Origin of the sequence: Streptomyces minutiscleroticus (genome assembly GCF_014650875.1) — a bacterium.
Lineage (GTDB): Bacteria > Actinomycetota > Actinomycetes > Streptomycetales > Streptomycetaceae > Streptomyces > Streptomyces minutiscleroticus.
On sequence record NZ_BMVU01000015.1, the window covers coordinates 52,041 to 70,681 of the forward strand.

The following is an 18,641-nucleotide window of genomic DNA, read 5'->3' on the forward strand; positions in this document are numbered from 1 at the left end:
CACGCTAACCCTTATAACCACACAAACCCGGCATATCATCATGTCGTCGGCTCCAGTCGGGCGTCCCTGCGGACCAGCGCGGCGTAGCGCCCGTCCTGCCCCAGGAGCTCCTCGTGCGTGCCCCGCTCCGCCACCCGGCCGGCGTCGAGCACCACGATCTGGTCGGCGCCCCGGACGGTGGACAGGCGGTGGGCGATGGTGAGGGTGGTGCGGTCGGCCGACAGGGCGTCGATGGCCTCCTGCACCGCACGCTCGGTACGGGTGTCCAGGGCGCTGGTCGCCTCGTCGAGGATCAGCACCGGCGGATCGCGCAGGATGGTGCGCGCGATGGCCAGGCGCTGCTTCTCGCCGCCGGAGAACCGGTGGCCGCGCTCGCCGACCACCGTGTCGTACCCGTCGGGGAGCGACGCGATGTGGTCGTGGATCTGGGCCGCCTTCGCCGCCGCGTGCAGCTCCTCGTCGGTGGCGTCCGGCTTGGCGAACCGCAGATTGTCCGCGACCGAGGCGTGGAAGAGGTACGTCTCCTGGGAGACGACGCCGATCGCGCGCGCGAGCGTGTCGAAGTCCAGGTCGCGCACGTCGACGCCGTCGAGGGTGACGCGCCCGCCCGTGACGTCGTACAGCCGCGGCACCAGGTAGCCGAGCGTCGACTTGCCGGACCCGGTGGGGCCGACCACGGCGAGGCTGCCGCCGGCCGGAACGGTGATGTCGATGTGTTCGAGGATCGGGGCGCCCTTGTCGTCGTAGCGGAACTCGACGTCCTCGAAGCGGACCTCCCCCTTGATCCGGTCGAGCCGGACGGGCCGCGCCGGCTCGGTGATGTCGATCGGCAGGTCGAGGTACTCGAAGATGCGCTGGAAGAGCGCGAGCGAGGTCTGTATCTGCACGCCGGTGGAGAGCAGGCTCACGGTCGGCCGGAACAGGCCCTGCTGCAGCGAGACGAACGCCACGAGCGTGCCGATCGAGATGCCGGGGCCGCCGAACCGCGAGGTCACTCCGGCCGCCCAGTAGATGACGGCGGGCATCGCGGCCATGACGACGGTGATGACGGCCATCCGCCAGCGCCCGGCCATGTTGGAGCGGACCTCCAGGCCGACCAGGCGCTCGGACTCGTCCGCGAAGGACTGCGTGAGGGAGTCGGCTCGGCCCATCGTGCGGCCGAGCAGGATGCCGCTGACGGAGAGCGACTCGGTGACGGTCGCGGCCATGGCGGCCATCTGCTTCTGCCGCTGGGTGGTGATCTTCTTGCGCTCGTTGCCGACCCTGCGGCTGATCCAGACGAAGACCGGGAGCAGCAGCAGCGAGACGACGGTCAGCCGCCAGTCCAGCGCGACCATCGCGACGATCGTGGCCACCACGCTGGTGAGGTTGGAGACCAGGGACGTGGCGGTGGAGGTGACGGTGGCCTGCATGCCGCCGATGTCGTTGGCGATGCGGGACTGGACCTCGCCGGTGCGGGTGCGGGTGAAGAAGGCCAGCGACATCCGCTGCAGCCTGCCGTACACGGCGGTGCGCAGGTCGTGCATGACGCGCTGGCCGACCGTGGTGGAGATCAGGGTCTGCAGCACACCGAAGACGCTGGTGAGGACGGCGCCGAGGATCATGCCGAGGGCGAGCAGGCTCAGCAGGCCGGTACGCCCCTCCGGGATGGCGGTGTCGAGGATCTCCTTCAGCAGGAAGGGCGTGGCGACGGAGACCAGGGACGAGGCGCCGACGAGCAGGCCGACGACGGCGAGGCGGCCCCGATAGGGGCGGAAGAGCTCGAGGATGCGGCGCACCTGGCGCGGCCGGTCGCTCTCGGCGGCCGGCGGCGTCCTGTCGCCTTCGATGTCATGGGGACGCATGGGCTCCTACGGAATGTGGGTGATGTCGAAGTGAGCGTAGCTCATTGTTACCTCTACTCACAATGAACCGCATCCTGATATTGTTCCCGTATGGACTCCCCCGACGCCGACGGCCTGCTCGCCGAGCAGCTGCTGCGGCTCACCCGGCGTGTGCACCGCATCCAGAAGCGGCATCTGGAGCGGTCCGGGCTGGGCGTCACCCCGGCCCAGTCCCGGTTGCTGCGCACGCTCGCGCAGTACGACTCGCCGCCGCGCATGGCCGACCTGGCCGAGCGTCTGGAAGTGGTGCCGCGCGCGGTGACGACCCTGGTCGACGGGCTGGAGGCGAACGGAAAGGTGCGGCGGGCACCCGACCCGGCCAACCGGCGGGTGATCCGCATCGAGCTCACCGACGGCGGCCTCAAGGCGCTGCGCGAACTGCGGGAGGCCAGACGCGCCGCCGCGGAGGACATCCTGGCCCCGCTCACCGCCGGGCAGCGGGATCTGCTCGGCGGACTGCTCGACACCCTGATGGACGGCATGGGCCGGGCGGGCCGGACCGCCGCGGCCGACGGTGCCGGCGCAGGTGACGGTGCCGGAGCAGGTACAGGTACAGGCATAAGCACAGCCCCAGGCACGCCGACAGGGTCGGACACGGACTGAGCCGGGCTCGCCGTGAACCGTGGCAGGCCCGGCACGGACCGAGCCGGGCTCGCCGTGGACCGTGCCTGGCCCGACGCGAACCGGAACGGCTCCGCCGACAAGTCCGGCGCTCCGGCCGGTTCGGCGCCCCGGTCGGGCGCGGTGCTTCGATCGGACGCGGTGCTTCGGCCGAGGCGCGGCGCTCGGGCCGGAGGTACCGCGCCCGGACCGGCGGATGCCTCCGCCCCCGTTCTCCCGTAACTCCCCGTGCCGTCAGGCTCCCTACGCCCTGAGGTCCGCCTTGTCGCCCATCACCACGACCGGGTGCTGGTCGGGGTCGAGGGTACGCAGCAGGTACTCCATCCCGGACTTGGACAGGCTCACGCAGGCCGACGTACCGCTGCCGTGGTCCATGTGCAGCCAGATGCTGCCGCCCTTGGACTGCCCCTCGGGACGCGCCGGGTCGTTCGGCGAGGTGCCCTTGACGCGGTTGTAGTCGATGGCGATGACGTAGTCGAAGTCGTGCCAGTGCGACTTCGCCCAGTAGTGCGGGACCTGGAAGGACGCCGACCGGGTGTACGGCAGCTTCGCGCCCGGGTCGGCGAGGACGCCCCCCGCGTCACTGAGCGTGAACACGCCGACGGGGCTGCGCCGATCGCCCTCGCTGTGGTCGGTGGTCCAGCCCTTCTTGCCGTTGTGCCCCCGCCAGCTCTTCGTCCTGTCCCAGGTCGAGCCGTGCTTCGTGTACAGCACGATCGTCGAGTCGGCCGAGTCGCGGCCCTCGCCGTAGACGGCCACCACCTGACGGGAGTTCTCGGGGATCCGGTCCTGCAGTCTGTCGCCGACACCGGGGATGCGCTCGAGGTCGGCGGTGCGCGCCTTCGCCTGTCCGGTGGCACCGCCACCCCGCGTCGCGGTGCCCGCGGCCGCACCGCCGCCGTCCGAACCCCCGCAGGCCGTCAGGGACACGAGCAGGGCACCGCAGGCCACGGCCATCAGCTTCGTACGCTTCGCACCGACTGTTCGCATGCGTTCCATCGTCGCACCACGCTCACGCCCCGCAGGCCCGGCCCGGCCGTCCGCCGTCCGGATCGGGACGGTCCGGGCCGAATCTTTGCTCTTCGACGGAAAACCGTTTGCCTGCCGCCCGGCCGCGACGCGAACCTTTCACGGCTTGCTGCCCCTTCCCTCCCCGTTCAGCCCGCTGCCCCACCACCTCCGTTCACGAGCCGCTGGGACGTCATGCAGATACAAGACCTTCCGTACCCCGACCCGGGCACACCGGACGCGCGCTCGGGTCCCCGGTTCCTGCTGTGGCTCTTCCGCAACCAGCTCGGTGGACAGCTCAAGTCCCTCGCCTGGGGCCTGCTGCACTTCCTCGCCGTCTCCGGACTGCCCTTCTGCGTCGGCTTCGCCGTCCAGGCCGTCGTCGACCGCTCGGGCGCCCGGCTGGCGGCGGCGGGCGGCCTCATCGCGCTGTGCGGGGTCTGCCTGGCGCTCGGCGACACCATGCTGCACCGCACCGCGGTCACCAACTGGATCACCGCGGCCGCGCGCGTCCAGCAGCTGCTGGCCCGCAGGACCGCCCACCTCGGCTCCGCGCTCACCCGCCGGGTCGCGGCCGGTGAGGTCGTCGCGGTCTCCACCGGCGACGTGGAGAAGATCGGCTGGTTCGTCGAGGCCTGGTCGCGGTTCGCGGCCGCCGCGCTGACCGTCGTGATCGTCTGCGTCGGCCTGCTCGTGTACGAGCCCGCGCTGGGCGTCGTCGTCGCCGTCGGCGTGCCGGTGCTGGCGCTCGCGGTCCTGCCGCTGCTGCCCCGCGCGACCCGCCGGGCCGACGTGCAGCGCGAGAAGGCGGGCCGGGCGACCGAGCTGGCCTCGGACACCGTGGCGGGACTGCGCGTGCTGCGCGGCATCGGCGGCGAGGAGCTGTTCCTCGACCGCTACCGCCGCGCCTCCCAGGAGGTCCGCCGCGCGGCCGTGCACAACGCCCGTATGTGGTCGCTGATCGCGGCGCTGCAGGTGCTGCTGCCCGGACTGCTGCTGATCGGTGTCGTCTGGCGGGGCGTCCAGCTGGCCCGCGAGGGCCGGATCACGGTCGGCGAACTGGTCTCCGTGTACAGCACGGTCATGATCCTCACCTATCCTCTGCGGCACTTCGAGGAGATCGCCATGGCGTACTCCTTCTCGCGCCCGTCCGCGAAGCGCGCGGCCCGGGTGCTGTCGCTGGAGCGCGCCACGGACAGCGCGGGCTCGCTGGAGGCCGCCCTGCCCAAGGGCGATCTGTACGACCCCGCGACCGGGCTGCTGGCACCCGCCGGACGGCTCACCGCGGTGGTGTGCGGCGACCCGGACGCGGCCGGTGTGCTGGCCGAACGCCTCGGCGGGCACCCCTGCGGCGACGGCGGGGAGCGGCCGTCGGTGCTCCTGGGCGGCGTCCCGCTGGACGAGCTGCCGCTGGAGTCCGCCCGTACCGCAGTCCTGGTGCAGGACAAGGACCCGGTGCTGCTGTCCGGCAGCCTGCGCGACCTGCTCGACGTCCCCGCCTCCGGGAACGTGCCGGCCGGCGAGGCGCTCGCGGCCGCGCAGTGCGGCGACGTCCTGGAGGCCCTGGCCCAGGGTTCCCTGGACGCCGGGGCCCCGATGGACGCCCGTGTCACCGAACGCGGGCGGTCCCTGTCCGGTGGCCAGCGCCAGCGGCTCGCGCTCGCCCGGTCCCTGGTCACCGACCCCGAGGTGCTGGTCCTGGACGAGCCGACCTCCGCGGTCGACGCGCACACCGAGGCGCGGATCGCCGACGGCGTCCGGTCGCTGCGGGCGGGACGCACGACGGTGGTGTTCACCTCCTCGCCGCTGCTGCTGGACCGCGCCGACCGGGTCGTGCTCGTCCACGACGGCGAGGTCGCCGCGGTGGGCCTGCACCGCGATCTGGTGCGCGGCGAACCCCGGTACCGGGCCGTCGTCACCCGCGAGACCGACGAGGAGGCCGCCGGGGACCTGCTGCGCGGCGGCCTCCTGAAGCACGTCGACGCACTCGAAGAGATCGAGGAGACCGCATGATCGGCGTGGCGCCACCGGCGCACGACCCGGCGGCCCCGACCACGGCCAGTACGCTGCCCGTCGGCGCCGCCTCGACGGTCCGCGCCTACGCGGCTGAGCTGCTCCGCCGGCACCGCCGGGCCTTCCTGCTGCTCATCGCGGTCAACACCGTCGCCGTGGTCGCCTCCCTGGTGGGGCCCTGGCTGCTGGGCTCGCTCGTCGAGCGGCTCTCCGTCGGCGTCACGACGGTCCGTGAGCTGCGCCTGGAACGCACTGCGGCGCTGTTCGTCCTCGCCCTGGCCGTCCAGGCCCTCTTCATCCGCCAGGTGCGGCTGCGCGGCGCCACGCTCGGCGAGCGGATGCTGGCCGACCTGCGCGAGGACTTCCTCGTGCGGTCGGTGGGGCTGCCGCCGGGCGTGCTGGAGCGGGCCGGCACCGGCGATCTGCTGTCGCGCATCACCACGGACATCGACCGGCTCGCCAACGCCATGCGGGAGGCGGTGCCACAGCTCGCCATCGGCGTGGTGTGGATGGTGCTGCTGCTCGGCGGACTCGCCGTGACGGCTCCGCCGCTGGCCCTCGCGGTGCTGGTGGCCCTGCCCCTCCTCGTGGCCGGCTGCCGCTGGTACTTCAGGCGCGCCCCGTCCGCCTACCGGTCCGAGGCCGCCGGGTACGCCGCCGTGGCCGCCGCCCTCGCCGAGACCGTCGACGCCGGGCACACCGTGGAGGCGCACCGGCTGGGCCGGCGCCGGATCGAGCTGTCGGACCGGCGCGTGAAGGAGTGGACCTCCTGGGAGCGGTACACCCTGTGGCTGCGGTCGGTGCTCTTCCCCGTCATCAACCTCACGAACGTCGTGGTCCTCGGTTCGGTCCTGATGATCGGCGGGTTCTTCGTCCTGCGGGGCCGGCTCGACGTCGGGCAGCTGACGACGGGCGCGCTCATCGCGCAGATGCTCGTCGACCCGGTGGGGCTCATCCTGCGCTGGTACGACGAGCTGCAGGTCGCCCAGGTGTCGCTGGCCCGCCTGGTGGGCGTCCGCGAGGTCGAGCCGGACGCCGGTGACGAGGCGGTGGTGCCCGACGGCCGCGACATGCACGCGGACACGGTGCGCTTCGGCTACCGCCCGGGCGTCGACGTGCTGCGCGAGGTCTCGCTGCGGGTGCCGCCGGGCACCCGGCTCGCCCTGGTCGGCCCGTCCGGCGCCGGCAAGTCCACGCTGGGCCGGCTCCTCGCGGGGATCTACGCGCCCCGGGAGGGGCGGATCACCCTGGGCGGCGCCGAGCTGTCCCGGATGCCGGCCGAGCGGGTCCGCTCCCACGTGGCGCTGGTCAACCAGGAGCACCACGTCTTCGTGGGCTCCCTGCGCGACAACCTGCTCCTCGCCCTCCCCCGCTCCCGGTCCGGTCCGGACGAGGAGGCCTCCGCCGACGCCGTCGACGCCCGGCTGTGGGCAGCGCTCGGCGCGGTCGACGCCGACGGCTGGGCGCGGGCGCTGGACGACGGGCTGGACACAGAGGTGGGTTCGGGCGGGCTCGCCCTCACCCCCGCGCAGGCCCAGCAGATCGCCCTGGCCCGGCTCGTCCTGGCCGACCCGCACACGCTGGTCCTGGACGAGGCGACCTCGCTCCTCGACCCGCGCGCGGCCCGCCACCTGGAGCGCTCCCTGGCCCGCGTGCTGGACGGGCGCACCGTGGTCGCCATCGCCCACCGGCTGCACACCGCCCACGACGCGGACGTCATCGCCGTCGTCGAGAACGGCCGCATCAGCGAGCTCGGCAGCCACGACGACCTGGTCGCCGCCGACGGCGCGTACGCCGCGCTGTGGCGGTCCTGGCACGGCTGAGCCGACGAGGGTACGGACGGGAGGCGCGCCCCGGGGAGAGGTGGCCGCCGATGAGCGGCGGCCACCGGCGCGCTCCGCCGCCGTGCCGGTGCGTGCGGCCCCCGTGCCGGTGCGCGACGGCGCCGCCGGGGCATTGCGCCGCCGAGAGAGCGGGTGGAAGGCTGAGCCGCGGCACCGGCTCCCCCGCGCGCCCGTGGACCGCGCGGACTCCCGGGCGAGGGGCCCGGAGCCGACAGGCCGGTGTGCGGGCCCCGTACGCGACCGTGCGGGACCCGCCGTCACGAACTGGAGGTACCCGTGGACAGCGGCGGCGGCTGGGGAGACGACGTCTACCAGCCCGACGGATCCGAGGTGCAGGACGACGCGGGGGTTCTCGACGCCGAGGACACCCTGGAGTACGACGGCGTGGACGACCCGCTGGACCGGGGCTACTCGCCGCCGGAGCGCCCGTGGGCGGTGGAGCATCGGGGCGTGACCGCGACGGAGCAGCGGCGCGGCGAGACCCTGGACGAGCGCCTCGCCGAGGAGGTGCCGGACGTGTCGGCGCCGGAGGGCGACGGCATCGGTGACTGGCAGGACTCCGACGGGGAACTCCTGGACGACGAGGTGGGCGCCGTCCGGTCCGGACGTCTCGTGGCGCCCGACGAAGGAACGCACGAGGACACGGAGAGCGCGCTGGTCGCCGCGGACGTCGGCATCGACGGCGCGGCGGCCTCGGCCGAGGAGGCCGCCATGCACGTCGTCGACGGGGACGGCCTGCCCGGCTGACCTTCCGCGGCCGGCCGTCCGGACCGGCCGGCCGCGCTCCGGTCGCGCGCCCGCGCGTCCCCTGCCAGGTGAGGAGCAGCCATGCAGCAGGACAAGCACCCCGACTACCACCCCGTCGTCTTCCGCGACCGCGCGGCCGGCTACGCCTTCCTGACGCGGTCCACGGCCACGAGCGGCGAGACGATCGAGTGGGACGACGGCCGGACGTACCCCGTCGTGGACGTGGAGATCTCCTCCGAGAGCCACCCCTTCTACACCGGCAGGGCCCGGACCGTGGACTCGGAGGGCCGCATCGCCCAGTTCGAACGCAGGTACGGCGGGGCGGCGGGCGGCATCGCCGGGGACGGCGGGGGCGGAGCGGGCTGAGACGACCCGGGTCCGGACGTCCGAGGTCTTGGATGCCTCCGGGGATGTGGGGGCCTCCAAGGCCGTGGGGGCCTCCGGAGGCGCTGGGATCGCGGCCGGGCGGGTCAGATGAAGTTGAGCGCGGCCAGGCAGCCCATGCCGCCGAGCACCATGAACGCCGGCATCAGGACCTTCAGCTCGACCCAGCTGCCCGCCCGGAAGCGCATGCCCTTGGGCGGGCCCACCGGGTACCAGCGCTTGCGGCCCACCGGGATGGGCCACAGGATCGGGCAGCCGGACACGGTCAGCGCGTCCCCGATGTCGTGCACCAGCGCACCGAGCACGATCGGCAGGCCGACCCACAGGTAGTCCTGGCCCGGCTCGGTGAACAGCCAGTTCGATCCGTTGCCCGGTTCGTCCAGGACGCCCACGACGATCCAGGCCGTCGCCGCGGCCAGCAGCCACACGAGGACGTCGCTGCTGGAACCGCGCGTCGCCCGCCACAACAGCCCCTCGATGGCCAGCACCATGTGCACGAAGAGGACCGCCAGCACTCCCCAGCGGTCCGTGCCGACCGCCAGGGCCGAGCAGCCCGCGCCGAGCAGCACCGCCCACACCCAGGTGTGGGTCAGGGTGCGGTGTCCGCCCGAGCGGCGCGGGTCGCCCTGTTTCTTCGTCGCCTTGTAGACGGCGTACGAGAGCTTGTCCACGACCTCGCACACCCCCCGGGAGACGGGGCCGAAGGCCCGGGAGATGGTGGCGGCCTTGTGGTCGAGGTCCGGGGCGAGGGCGGCTCCCGCGCAGATCAGCGCCCCGGTCACGAGGACCGGCCAGGGCATGGGATGGTCCCAGGCGGCTGCCGCGGCTCCGACGCCCAGCCAGGCCGCGGCCCCCGACAGTGAGTGTGCTGGTCCCATCATGACCGTGCCCCGCCCCATTCTTCTTGTACGGGCACCCAGTTGAACCCGGGCGCCGCTGCTCCGCCGGCGCCTCAGCGTAGCGTTCGCGATCTTCGGCCCGGCAGTCGATTCCCTCCTCGCGCCGGATCACAGGCAAGATGGGGGCGTGAGCCTCATCGATCAGTTGCCGCAGACCGCCGACCCCGACGCCCTCTACGAAGCCTTCGAGTCGTGGGCCGGGGAACGCGGCCTCACGCTCTACCCGCACCAGGAGGAGGCACTGATCGAGGTGGTCTCCGGTGCGAACGTGATCGTGTCGACGCCCACGGGATCGGGCAAGAGCATGATCGCGGCGGCCGCGCACTTCGCCGCGCTCGCCCGCGACGAGGTCACCTTCTACACCGCGCCGATCAAGGCGCTGGTGTCGGAGAAGTTCTTCGAGCTGTGCAAGGTCTTCGGCACCGAGAACGTCGGCATGCTGACGGGCGACGCGTCCGTGAACGCGGACGCGCCCGTCATCTGCTGCACCGCCGAGGTCCTGGCCTCCATCGCGCTGCGCGACGGCAAGGACGCCGACGTCGGCCAGGTCGTCATGGACGAGTTCCACTTCTACGCGGAGCCCGACCGCGGCTGGGCCTGGCAGATCCCGCTCCTGGAACTGCCGCAGGCGCAGTTCGTCCTGATGTCCGCCACCCTCGGCGACGTCTCGATGTTCGAGAAGGACCTGACCCGCCGCACCGGCCGCCCCACGGCGGTGGTCCGCTCGGCGACCCGGCCCGTACCGCTGTCGTACGAGTACGTGTATACGCCACTGACGGAGACGCTCACCGAGCTGCTCGCCACCAAGCAGGCGCCGGTCTACATCGTGCACTTCACCCAGGCGCAGGCGGTGGAGCGGGCGCAGGCGCTCATGAGCATCAACATGTGCACGCGCGAGGAGAAGGACCGGATCGCCGAGCTGATCGGCAACTTCCGCTTCACCACCAAGTTCGGCCGCAACCTCTCGCGCTACGTGCGCCACGGCATCGGCGTGCACCACGCCGGCATGCTGCCCAAGTACCGGCGGCTGGTCGAGAAGCTCGCCCAGGCGGGCCTGCTGAAGGTCATCTGCGGCACGGACACCCTCGGCGTCGGAGTGAACGTGCCGATCCGCACCGTGCTGTTCACCGCCCTGACGAAGTACGACGGCAACCGGGTGCGGACCCTGCGGGCGCGCGAGTTCCACCAGATCGCCGGGCGTGCCGGGCGCGCGGGCTTCGACACCGCGGGCTTCGTCGTGGCGCAGGCGCCGGAGCACGTCATCGAGAACGAGAAGGCGCTGGCCAAGGCCGGCGACGACCCGAAGAAGCGCCGCAAGGTGGTCCGCAAGAAGGCGCCCGAGGGGTTCGTGGGCTGGACGGAGAACACCTTCGAGAAGCTGATCGCCTCCGAGCCCGAGCCGCTGACCTCCCGCTTCCGGGTCACGCACGCGATGCTGCTGTCCGTGATCGCCCGGCCGGGCAACGCCTTCGAGGCGATGCGGCACCTGCTGGAGGACAACCACGAGCCGCGCAAGCAGCAGCTGCGGCACATCCGCCGCGCGATCGCGATCTACCGCTCGCTGCTCGACGGCGGCATCGTGGAGAAGCTCGACGAGCCCGACGCCGAGGGCCGCATCGTGCGCCTCACGGTCGACCTCCAGCAGGACTTCGCCCTGAACCAGCCGCTGTCGACCTTCGCCCTGGCCGCCTTCGAGCTGCTGGATCCGGAATCCCCCTCGTACGCGCTGGACATGGTGTCCGTCGTGGAGTCCACGCTGGACGATCCTCGGCAGATCCTCGCCGCCCAGCAGAACAAGGCACGGGGCGAGGCCGTGGCCGCGATGAAGGCGGACGGCGTCGAGTACGAGGAGCGCATGGAGCGGCTGCAGGACGTCAGCTACCCCAAGCCCCTGGAGGAGCTGCTCTTCCACGCGTACAACACCTACCGCAAGAGCCACCCGTGGGTCGGCGACCACCCGCTGTCGCCGAAGTCCGTGATCCGCGACATGTACGAGCGGGCGCTGTCCTTCACCGAGTTCGTCTCCTTCTACGAGCTGGCCCGCACCGAGGGCATCGTGCTGCGCTACCTCGCCGGGGCCTACAAGGCGCTCGACCACACCGTCCCCGACGACCTGAAGTCCGAGGACCTGCAGGACCTGATCGCCTGGCTGGGGGAGATGGTGCGCCAGGTCGACTCCAGCCTCCTCGACGAGTGGGAGCAGCTCGCCAACCCCGAGGAGATGACGGCCGAGGAGGCCCAGGAGAAGGCCGACCAGGTCAAGCCCGTCACCGCGAACGCGCGCGCCTTCCGCGTCCTCGTCCGCAACGCCATGTTCCGCCGTGTCGAGCTCGCCGCGCTCGACCAGGTGGAGGAGTTGGGCGAGATGGACGCCGACGCCGGCTGGGACGCCGAGGCGTGGGGCGCCGTCATGGACGCGTACTGGGACGAGTACGACGACCTGGGCACCGGCCCCGACGCCCGCGGCCCGAAGCTGCTGATGATCGAGGAGGAGCCGGAGAACGGTCTGTGGCGCGTCCGCCAGACCTTCGCCGACCCCAACGGTGATCACGACTGGGGCATCAGCGCGGAGGTCGACCTGGCGGCCTCCGACGCCGAGGGCCGCGCCGTCGTGAAGGTCACCTCCGTCGGCCAGCTCTGAGCACAGAAGGACACACCCCATGACGAACCCGGCCGAGAGACTCGTCGACCTGCTCGACCTGGAGCAGATCGAGGTCAACATCTTCCGTGGCCGCAGCCCCGAGGAGTCCCTGCAGCGGGTCTTCGGCGGGCAGGTGGCGGGGCAGGCCCTCGTCGCCGCGGGCCGTACCACGGACGGCGAGCGCCCCGTGCACTCGCTGCACGCGTACTTCCTGCGGCCCGGGCGCCCGGGCGTGCCGATCGTGTACCAGGTGGAGCGGGTCCGCGACGGGCGTTCCTTCACCACGCGCCGCGTCACCGCCGTGCAGCAGGGCCGCACGATCTTCAACCTGACCGCCTCCTTCCACAGACCTGAAGCAGGGAGCTTCGAACACCAGCTGCCGCCGGCCCGCGAGGTGCCCGGTCCCGAGTCCCTGCCGACGGTGTCCCAGGAGATCAAGGAGCACCTGGGAGCGCTGCCCGAGACCCTGGAGCGGATGGCCCGGCGGCAGCCCTTCGACATCCGCTACGTGGACCGGCTGCGCTGGACCGTCGAGGAGGCCCGCGAGGCCGAGCCGCGCAGCGCGGTGTGGATGCGGGCCGTCGGACCGCTGGGCGACGATCCGCTCGTGCACACCTGCGCCCTCACCTACGCGAGCGACATGACCCTGCTGGACGCCGTCCGGCTACCGGTGGAACCGCTGTGGGGTCCCCGCGGATTCGACATGGCGTCCCTGGACCACGCCATGTGGTTCCACCGTCCGTTCCGCGCGGACGAGTGGTTCCTGTACGACCAGGAGTCGCCGATCGCGACGGGCGGCCGGGGTCTGGCCCGGGGACGCATCTACGACCGTGAGGGACGTCTTCTGGTCTCGGTCGTCCAGGAAGGCCTGTTCCGCAAGCTCGACGCCTGAGGTCCGGCGGCTCGGAGGCCGGGCCGGGGGATCAGGAGCCCGGTCGGAGGCCAGGGCCAGGGGGTCGGGGTCCCGGAACGGGGGATCAGCGGTCTCTGCGCCGCAGCCATCCCAGCAGGCGGCGGGGCGGTTCGGCCTCCGGTGCCGGCGGCCGGCAGGACGGCGCGGGCCGTTCACGGACCCGCGGAGCGCATCCGTCCGTCTGTCGCGTGCCGGTGGTCGCCGGCTCCGTGACCGCCACGGTCCTCCGCCGGTGCGCCCCGGCGCGTTCGCGGGCGCTCGGCCCGGTGGGGCCGACGGGGCCGGCGGGGCCGGTGGACTTCGGCCGTGCGGCGGTTCCGGGGCAGTGTCCCGCAGGAGCGGGCGCCGTGGGGTGCGGTGCCGGCCTGCTCGCGCGGGCTTCGGCGACCGCGCTCGTCAGTTCTGCGCGCAACCACTGGATCTCGTCCGGGTCCTGGGCCGTCGTGATGCGCGCGGCGAGATCGGCCGACGGCGACCCCGGCGTGCCGCGGGACGGCTTCCACCGCTGTCCGACGCGGTCGAGGTGGTCGCGTTCGTACGGGTCGGTGACGATCTCCGCCACGTGCACGGGATCGAGCAGCGCGGCCACGGCCGCGGCACGGGCCCAGTGGCCGTCGGCCTCGCGCAGCAGGAGACCCAGCCGGCGTCCGCGCCAGTTGCGTGCCCGCGCGTCCACGCCCGCGTCGAGCCGCTCGCGCAACCGCTCGGGCATACGGCCCGTCAGCAGGACCGCGTTGTGCTCCTCGGCGACGAACTGCCGCAGCTCCTCCGCCAGATAGAGCCAGACCACCGTGCGGTAGCGGTTGAAGTAGTGGCGCACGGGGACGACGAGGCCCAGCCGGGCGAGGCGGGTGAACCGGGCCGCGGTGATGCCCATGAGGGCGGCGCCCTCCGCGGTGCCGACGGCCCTGACGCGCTCACGGAGCACGTCAGGGAAGCCGTCCTCGCCGCTCACCCGGTCGATCTCCGCCCGGTCGACGCGGCGCCCTCCTCCCCCGCCCTCGTCGGGAACGGTCCTGATGTGGCCGAGCCGGACCGCGAGGTCGAACTCGCCGCGCTTCAGTCCCAGTTCCCGCGCGGCGCGGGCGGACGCGAGCGGCGGCCGGACCGCGGCCGGCGCGGTGGCGGGCGGAGCGGAAGGTGTGGTCGTGCTGTCGGACATGGCGGTTCTCCCCCGTGCTGCGAGCGGTTCTCGCGTACGCGACCCACTGCGTGCACCGCGTGCATCACGTACATCGCCGTGCGGATCGCCTCGTGGAAAAACCGTAGCCGTCCGGCCGCCTCTCGTGGGGAGCCTGTGGAAAACTTCGTTCGTGATGGCGTTTGAGCTGGTCAGAGCTCCGTAGCCGATGTGTTCTCGGACGGGCGGGCGTCGACGCCGAGGTGCTCGCCGACCCGGTTGACCATGCGGGTCATCTCGTAGGCGACCTGGCCGATGTCGGCCTCCGCCGCGCTGAGCACGCACAGGCTGCTGCCCACGCCGGCGGCCATGACGAAGAGCATCGCCCCGTCGAACTCGATCATCGTCTGCCGCACTTCACCCGCGCCGAAGTGCCGGCCCGACCCCTTGGCCAGGCTGTGCAGCCCCGACGACACGGCCGCGAGGTACTCCGCGTCCTCGGCCCGTAACCCCGTGCTGGCCGCGGTCACCAACCCGTCGTTGGACAGCACCAGCGCGTGCCGTATGGGTGCGACCCGTCCGGTCAGGTCGTCCAGCAGCCAGCCGAGTCCCCGTTCCTGCGCCATGTTCCCGTCTCCCCGAATCGATTCCGTCTCCCCGGCCGGAGGATCCGACGTGCCAGCCTTCCCCACGCTCCCCCCGTGGGCAAGGAGGATGGACGCATGGCACACAAGATGACGGACGCGGAATGGCGGGAGTTCGTCTCCCACGGCACGCGCACCGGCAAGCTGTCCACCGTCCGGGCAGACGGGAGCCCCCATGTGGCACCCGTCTGGTTCCTGCTGGACGGGGACGAACTCGTCTTCAACACCGGCCGGGACACCGTGAAGGGACGCAATCTGGTGCGAGACGCGCGAGTCGCCCTGTGCGTGGACGACGACCGGCCACCGTACTCCTTCGTGGTCCTGCAGGGACGGGCCCGGCTGTCGGAGGACCTCGACGAGGTACGGCTCTGGGCCACCCGGATCGGAGCGCGCTACATGGGCGAGGAGCGGGCGGAGGAGTTCGGCGCGCGCAACGGTGTGCCCGGCGAGCTTCTCGTCCGGGTGTCGGTCGAGAAGGTCCTCGCGCAGGCCGCCGTCGCGGACTGACGGGTCCGCCGCCAGGGCGGGCAACGTGGATCGACGGGTCCGTCACCGGGCCGGGGAACGTGGGCCGATGACTCCGTCACCGGTCCGGAAAACGTGGATCGACCGGTCCGTCGCCGGGTCAGGAACCGCGGACAGACGGGTCCGTCACCCGCTGACGGCCCGCGGGCCCGTCGACGGGCCCGCTCCCGGCCACGGAGCCGGGCCCCCGGGCGGTGCGCGACCGCCCGGCGGCCCGGCGCGGCGGCTCGGCGCCTCCGGGGAGACGGCGCGCGGGGGCCGACGGCGAGGGGGAAGACGCAGTGCATCGCCGTGGTCCCGGGCAGGGACGCTCCGAGGGGCCGGCCGTACGCTCACCGCGAGCCTGCCGGTGCCGGCGGGCATGCCGGTATCGATACCGATGCTGCCGCCGAGGCCGATTCCGGGGCGCGCCGTCCGCTTCGGGCGGAGCCGGGCGGGCCGTCGCGTACGACGACGGTCCGGCGGTCCCGTCCGGGGCGGCGCGGTCCGGGTGTCCCATGGCTCCAGGAGGCTAGACCCGGCGGAGGCGCGGGAGAGGCGCCTTGCCGAAACTGCCGCAATCTGGCGCACGGCTGCGCCGGAACGACCGCCCCGCGCACGGCCGTGCGCACCGTTCGGCCGGGTGCATCCCTCGACCGTGCGCGCACCCCGGCCGGGGTGCGCCCTCGGCCGAAGTGCGTCGAAGCCACACCCGGGCGCGCCCTGCGCGGTCTCGGCGCACGGCCGGCTCCCTCTCTCACCGTCGCCGCGCGGCCGGCTCTCTTCCACCTCGCCGCGCGGCCGGTCGCCTCCCCCGCCCCGCCATGCGGCCGACCGCCTCCCCCGCCTCGTCGTGCGCGAGTGCGGGATCATGCGCACATGAGCCACGACCACACTCGGGTGCAGGAGTTCTTCACGGCGCGCGCGGCCGGTTGGGACAGCCGCTTCCCGGACGACGGCCCGGCGTACGCGGCCGCGGTCGCCGACCTCGGACTGCGGCCGGGCGACCGCGTCCTCGACGCGGGTTGCGGGACGGGGCGTGCCCTGCCGGCGCTGAGGGACGCCGTGGGGCCCTCGGGGACGGTCCTGGGCGCGGATCTGACCCCGGCCATGCTGGAGGCCGCCGTGCGCGCGGGCCGGGGCCGGGTCGGCCGGCTGCTGCTGGCCGACGTGGTCCGGCTGCCGTTGCGCACGGGGTCGCTGGACGCGGTCTTCGCGGCGGGGCTGATCGCCCACCTGCCCGATCCGGCGGACAACCTCCGGGAACTGTTCCGCGTGGTGCGTCCCGCGGGGACGCTGGCGCTCTTCCACCCGATCGGCCGGGCCGCCCTCGCCGCGTGCCAGGGGCGCCGCGTCACACCGGACGATCTGCGCGCGGAGGGGAACCTCGGCCCGCTGCTGTCCCGGGCGGGCTGGCGGATGACGTCGTACGTCGACGAGGACGACCGCTTCCTCGCCCTGGCCGTACGCTCCTCCTGAGGCGCCTTGCCGGTCGGACCGGAACACTTCGACCGTCCGGCCGAGGTGCCTTGGCCGCCGGGACGAGGCGCTTTGGCTGTGGCGGCGAGGTGCTTTGACCATTGGGCCGAGGTGCTTCGGCCGGCGGGGCGCGTCGAGCGCCGCCGCCCGGACCGCACCGTCGTCTCGCCTTCCCCGGGGGACTCGCCGGTCCCTTCGCGAGACCTGCCGGTCCCGCGTCCACCGTGCGGCGGCCGTCCCGCGTCCGCCGCACGGTGGACGCGCCGAAACGGCCGGGTCCAGAAGCGGCGCGAAATCGTCGTAGACGCCGCTCCGGAGCGCCCCCTTATGGCACGGCTGCTGTAACTCTACGGTGGAGAAAGGCAGTTGAAAGCCCCGTCATGACACCGGACAGGGGAAGGTGGCTCGGATGTCCAGTATGTCGGCCAGACTGCGTGCGTTGTTTTCGCGTCCGGAACGCTCCGCACGCCAGGACGCCGCCCACGGGCGGCGCGGGCACAACCTGTTCGAAGCGGCCGCGGCCTATGTGTCGGCGTGCGCCGAGGACGATCAGGACAGCATCGACGAGGCGGCGGACTGGGTGTCGCCGGAGGCCTTGTCGTTCGGGGTCAACGAGCTGGCGTGCAGAGCCGTGATCGCCCTCGCGCGGGAACGCGACGAATCGCCGCGGGTGGTGGCGCGGGACCTCCTCGGGCTGCCCGCCGCCTGACACCGGCCGGGCCCGCCCCCTCCCCGTCCGTCGTTTCGTCCCGTCCGGCCCGGAAACTGCCCCTCCTCATTGCCTCTCCAAGCCGTGACAACGTCCTGGAGAGCGCATTAGGGTGCGCCGACAGACGCGGCGAGGGGAGGCCGGGATGGCCGGGACGGACGAGGAAGCCGTCACCACCGGGGACGACGACGCACTGTACGTGCTGACGGCGGTACTGCTGACGCCCGCCCAGTTCCCCAGCGTGCTGGGCGACGACTACCCGGAGGCCTGCGCGGCGCTCGGGCTGGATCCGGTCGCCGACGGCTACGGCCTGGTGCTCGGGCAGGACGGGGACGGGGCGCGCTGGACGGTCGTCGTCGACGACGTCTCGCTGGTCGCCGTCGCCATCGCCTCCTGGGACTGCGGCATGGAGTACGACCTGTCGCCCGACGAGCGCTCGATGGTGGCCGCCCTGCCGGGCTGGCCGCTCGCCGTCGCCGTGGCGGCCCCCGGGGTGCCCTCACCGCACGACCCGGCGCCCGAGGACGCCGGACAGGCGCCGCTCAGCCCGCCGGACACGACCACCTGGGGACCGGCGCAGCGGCGACTCGGCGCCGACGAGATCGCCCTGCGGTGGGCCTCCTGGCGGGAGCAGATCGACGACGGGGAGTTCGTCGCTCCGGGCGGCGCCGCGTCGGCCGGGGCGACCGCCGACGGCGGGGACCGCGAGGACGACGCGCCGCCCACGGGCGTCCGGCGGGTGCTCGCCGAGGTGCGCTCGTACGTCGACACGCCACCGCCCCTCGGCCGGGTCCGCTCCTCCTTCGCCCCCGGTGAGGCACGCACCCTGCGGGCCGACGGGCCTGGCTGGTCGATGGTCGCCAGGACCGACGACATCGCCTTCGTGCTGCTCGACGAGAAGCCGGGCGAGGTGCTGCCCGTCGGCCGGGGACCGGAACTCCCCGGCCTGCTCGACGCGCTCGACAAGATGGCGGTGCGCCCCAGCTGACCCGGGGCCGGGGCGCGCCCGCACCACCGGGCGAAGCCGTACCGCCCGGCAGAGCCCACCGCAGGACGGAGCCGCACCGTCCTGCGGACGAGCCGCCCCGGACGGTACGGCACCGGACGGGCCACTGCGAGCAGTGCGGCGACCGGACAAGCCGTTCGGACGGTACGGCCCGGACCCGGACGTGCGACCGACGAGCCGGCTTCTGCCGTGCCGCATGCGCTCCGCCGTACGCCCGGGCTGTGCC

General features: G+C 73.2%; 15 protein-coding genes and 1 pseudogene. 11 read left to right on the forward strand and 5 right to left on the reverse strand.

Annotation, left to right across the window (positions count from 1 at the left end; all coding sequences use genetic code 11):
* Positions 1-38 precede the first annotated feature (38 nt).
* Positions 39-1,844, reverse strand: a complete 1,806-nt coding sequence (locus tag IE271_RS17075; RefSeq protein WP_190191180.1) for an ABC transporter ATP-binding protein — start codon at positions 1,842-1,844, stop codon at positions 39-41.
* A 90-nt stretch (positions 1,845-1,934) separates the two neighbouring features.
* On the opposite strand from IE271_RS17075, the pseudogene IE271_RS17080 reads away from it, so the two are divergent.
* Positions 1,935-2,363 (forward strand): annotated as a pseudogene (locus IE271_RS17080) (MarR family winged helix-turn-helix transcriptional regulator); the annotation flags it as partial.
* Between the two features lie 384 nt (positions 2,364-2,747).
* On the opposite strand, the gene IE271_RS17085 reads toward IE271_RS17080, so the two are convergent.
* The gene (locus IE271_RS17085; RefSeq protein ID WP_190191182.1) at positions 2,748-3,494 is read right to left on the reverse strand and encodes a hypothetical protein; all 747 of its coding nucleotides are present in this window, start codon (positions 3,492-3,494) and stop codon (positions 2,748-2,750) included.
* A 213-nt stretch (positions 3,495-3,707) separates the two neighbouring features.
* On the opposite strand from IE271_RS17085, the gene IE271_RS17090 reads away from it, so the two are divergent.
* From IE271_RS17090 to IE271_RS17105, 4 genes are all read left to right on the forward strand, one after another.
* On the forward strand, positions 3,708-5,525 hold the full coding sequence (locus IE271_RS17090; RefSeq protein ID WP_190191183.1) for an ABC transporter transmembrane domain-containing protein: 1,818 nt from the start codon (positions 3,708-3,710) through the stop codon (positions 5,523-5,525).
* Entirely contained in the window at positions 5,522-7,348 is a 1,827-nt protein-coding gene (locus IE271_RS17095; protein ID WP_190191184.1) for an ABC transporter ATP-binding protein, read from the forward strand. The genes IE271_RS17090 and IE271_RS17095 overlap by 4 nt, the downstream gene beginning before the upstream one ends.
* Positions 7,349-7,645: 297 nt before the next feature.
* On the forward strand, positions 7,646-8,116 hold the full coding sequence (locus IE271_RS17100; protein WP_190191185.1) for a DUF5709 domain-containing protein: 471 nt from the start codon (positions 7,646-7,648) through the stop codon (positions 8,114-8,116).
* Positions 8,117-8,197: 81 nt separating this feature from the next.
* Positions 8,198-8,482 (forward strand): type B 50S ribosomal protein L31, encoded by a 285-nt coding sequence (locus IE271_RS17105; protein ID WP_190191186.1) that lies wholly within the window; start codon positions 8,198-8,200, stop codon positions 8,480-8,482.
* Positions 8,483-8,586: 104 nt separating this feature from the next.
* Here the strand turns inward: IE271_RS17105 and IE271_RS17110 are convergent, their stop codons facing one another.
* The gene (locus tag IE271_RS17110; protein WP_190191187.1) at positions 8,587-9,381 is read right to left on the reverse strand and encodes a metal-dependent hydrolase; all 795 of its coding nucleotides are present in this window, start codon (positions 9,379-9,381) and stop codon (positions 8,587-8,589) included.
* Positions 9,382-9,526: 145 nt separating this feature from the next.
* Between IE271_RS17110 and IE271_RS17115 the strand changes: the two genes are divergently transcribed.
* Positions 9,527-12,040, forward strand: a complete 2,514-nt coding sequence (locus tag IE271_RS17115; protein ID WP_190191188.1) for a DEAD/DEAH box helicase — start codon at positions 9,527-9,529, stop codon at positions 12,038-12,040.
* 19 nt (positions 12,041-12,059) lie between these two features.
* Positions 12,060-12,932, forward strand: coding sequence for an acyl-CoA thioesterase (locus IE271_RS17120; RefSeq protein ID WP_190191189.1), 873 nt, complete (start codon positions 12,060-12,062; stop codon positions 12,930-12,932).
* An 85-nt stretch (positions 12,933-13,017) separates the two neighbouring features.
* Here the strand turns inward: IE271_RS17120 and IE271_RS17125 are convergent, their stop codons facing one another.
* Entirely contained in the window at positions 13,018-14,115 is a 1,098-nt protein-coding gene (locus IE271_RS17125) for a DUF6397 family protein (RefSeq protein ID WP_190191190.1), read from the reverse strand.
* Positions 14,116-14,285: 170 nt separating this feature from the next.
* Complete coding sequence (locus IE271_RS17130) at positions 14,286-14,699, reverse strand: roadblock/LC7 domain-containing protein (protein WP_190191191.1); 414 nt, start codon at positions 14,697-14,699, stop codon at positions 14,286-14,288.
* A gap of 96 nt (positions 14,700-14,795) precedes the next feature.
* Here IE271_RS17130 and IE271_RS17135 point away from each other — a divergent pair, with 96 nt between their 5' ends.
* The 4 genes from IE271_RS17135 to IE271_RS17150 all read left to right on the forward strand — a co-directional run bounded on the left by IE271_RS17135 (position 14,796) and on the right by IE271_RS17150 (position 18,397).
* The gene (locus tag IE271_RS17135) at positions 14,796-15,224 is read left to right on the forward strand and encodes a PPOX class F420-dependent oxidoreductase (RefSeq protein WP_190191192.1); all 429 of its coding nucleotides are present in this window, start codon (positions 14,796-14,798) and stop codon (positions 15,222-15,224) included.
* Positions 15,225-16,100: 876 nt separating this feature from the next.
* Positions 16,101-16,700: a class I SAM-dependent methyltransferase gene (locus tag IE271_RS17140; RefSeq protein WP_190191193.1), complete on the forward strand. Its 600-nt coding sequence runs from the start codon at positions 16,101-16,103 to the stop codon at positions 16,698-16,700.
* Between the two features lie 418 nt (positions 16,701-17,118).
* Positions 17,119-17,409 (forward strand): hypothetical protein, encoded by a 291-nt coding sequence (locus IE271_RS17145; protein ID WP_373308777.1) that lies wholly within the window; start codon positions 17,119-17,121, stop codon positions 17,407-17,409.
* A gap of 145 nt (positions 17,410-17,554) precedes the next feature.
* Entirely contained in the window at positions 17,555-18,397 is an 843-nt protein-coding gene (locus IE271_RS17150; protein ID WP_190191195.1) for a hypothetical protein, read from the forward strand.
* The last annotated feature ends 244 nt before the right edge of the window (positions 18,398-18,641 follow it).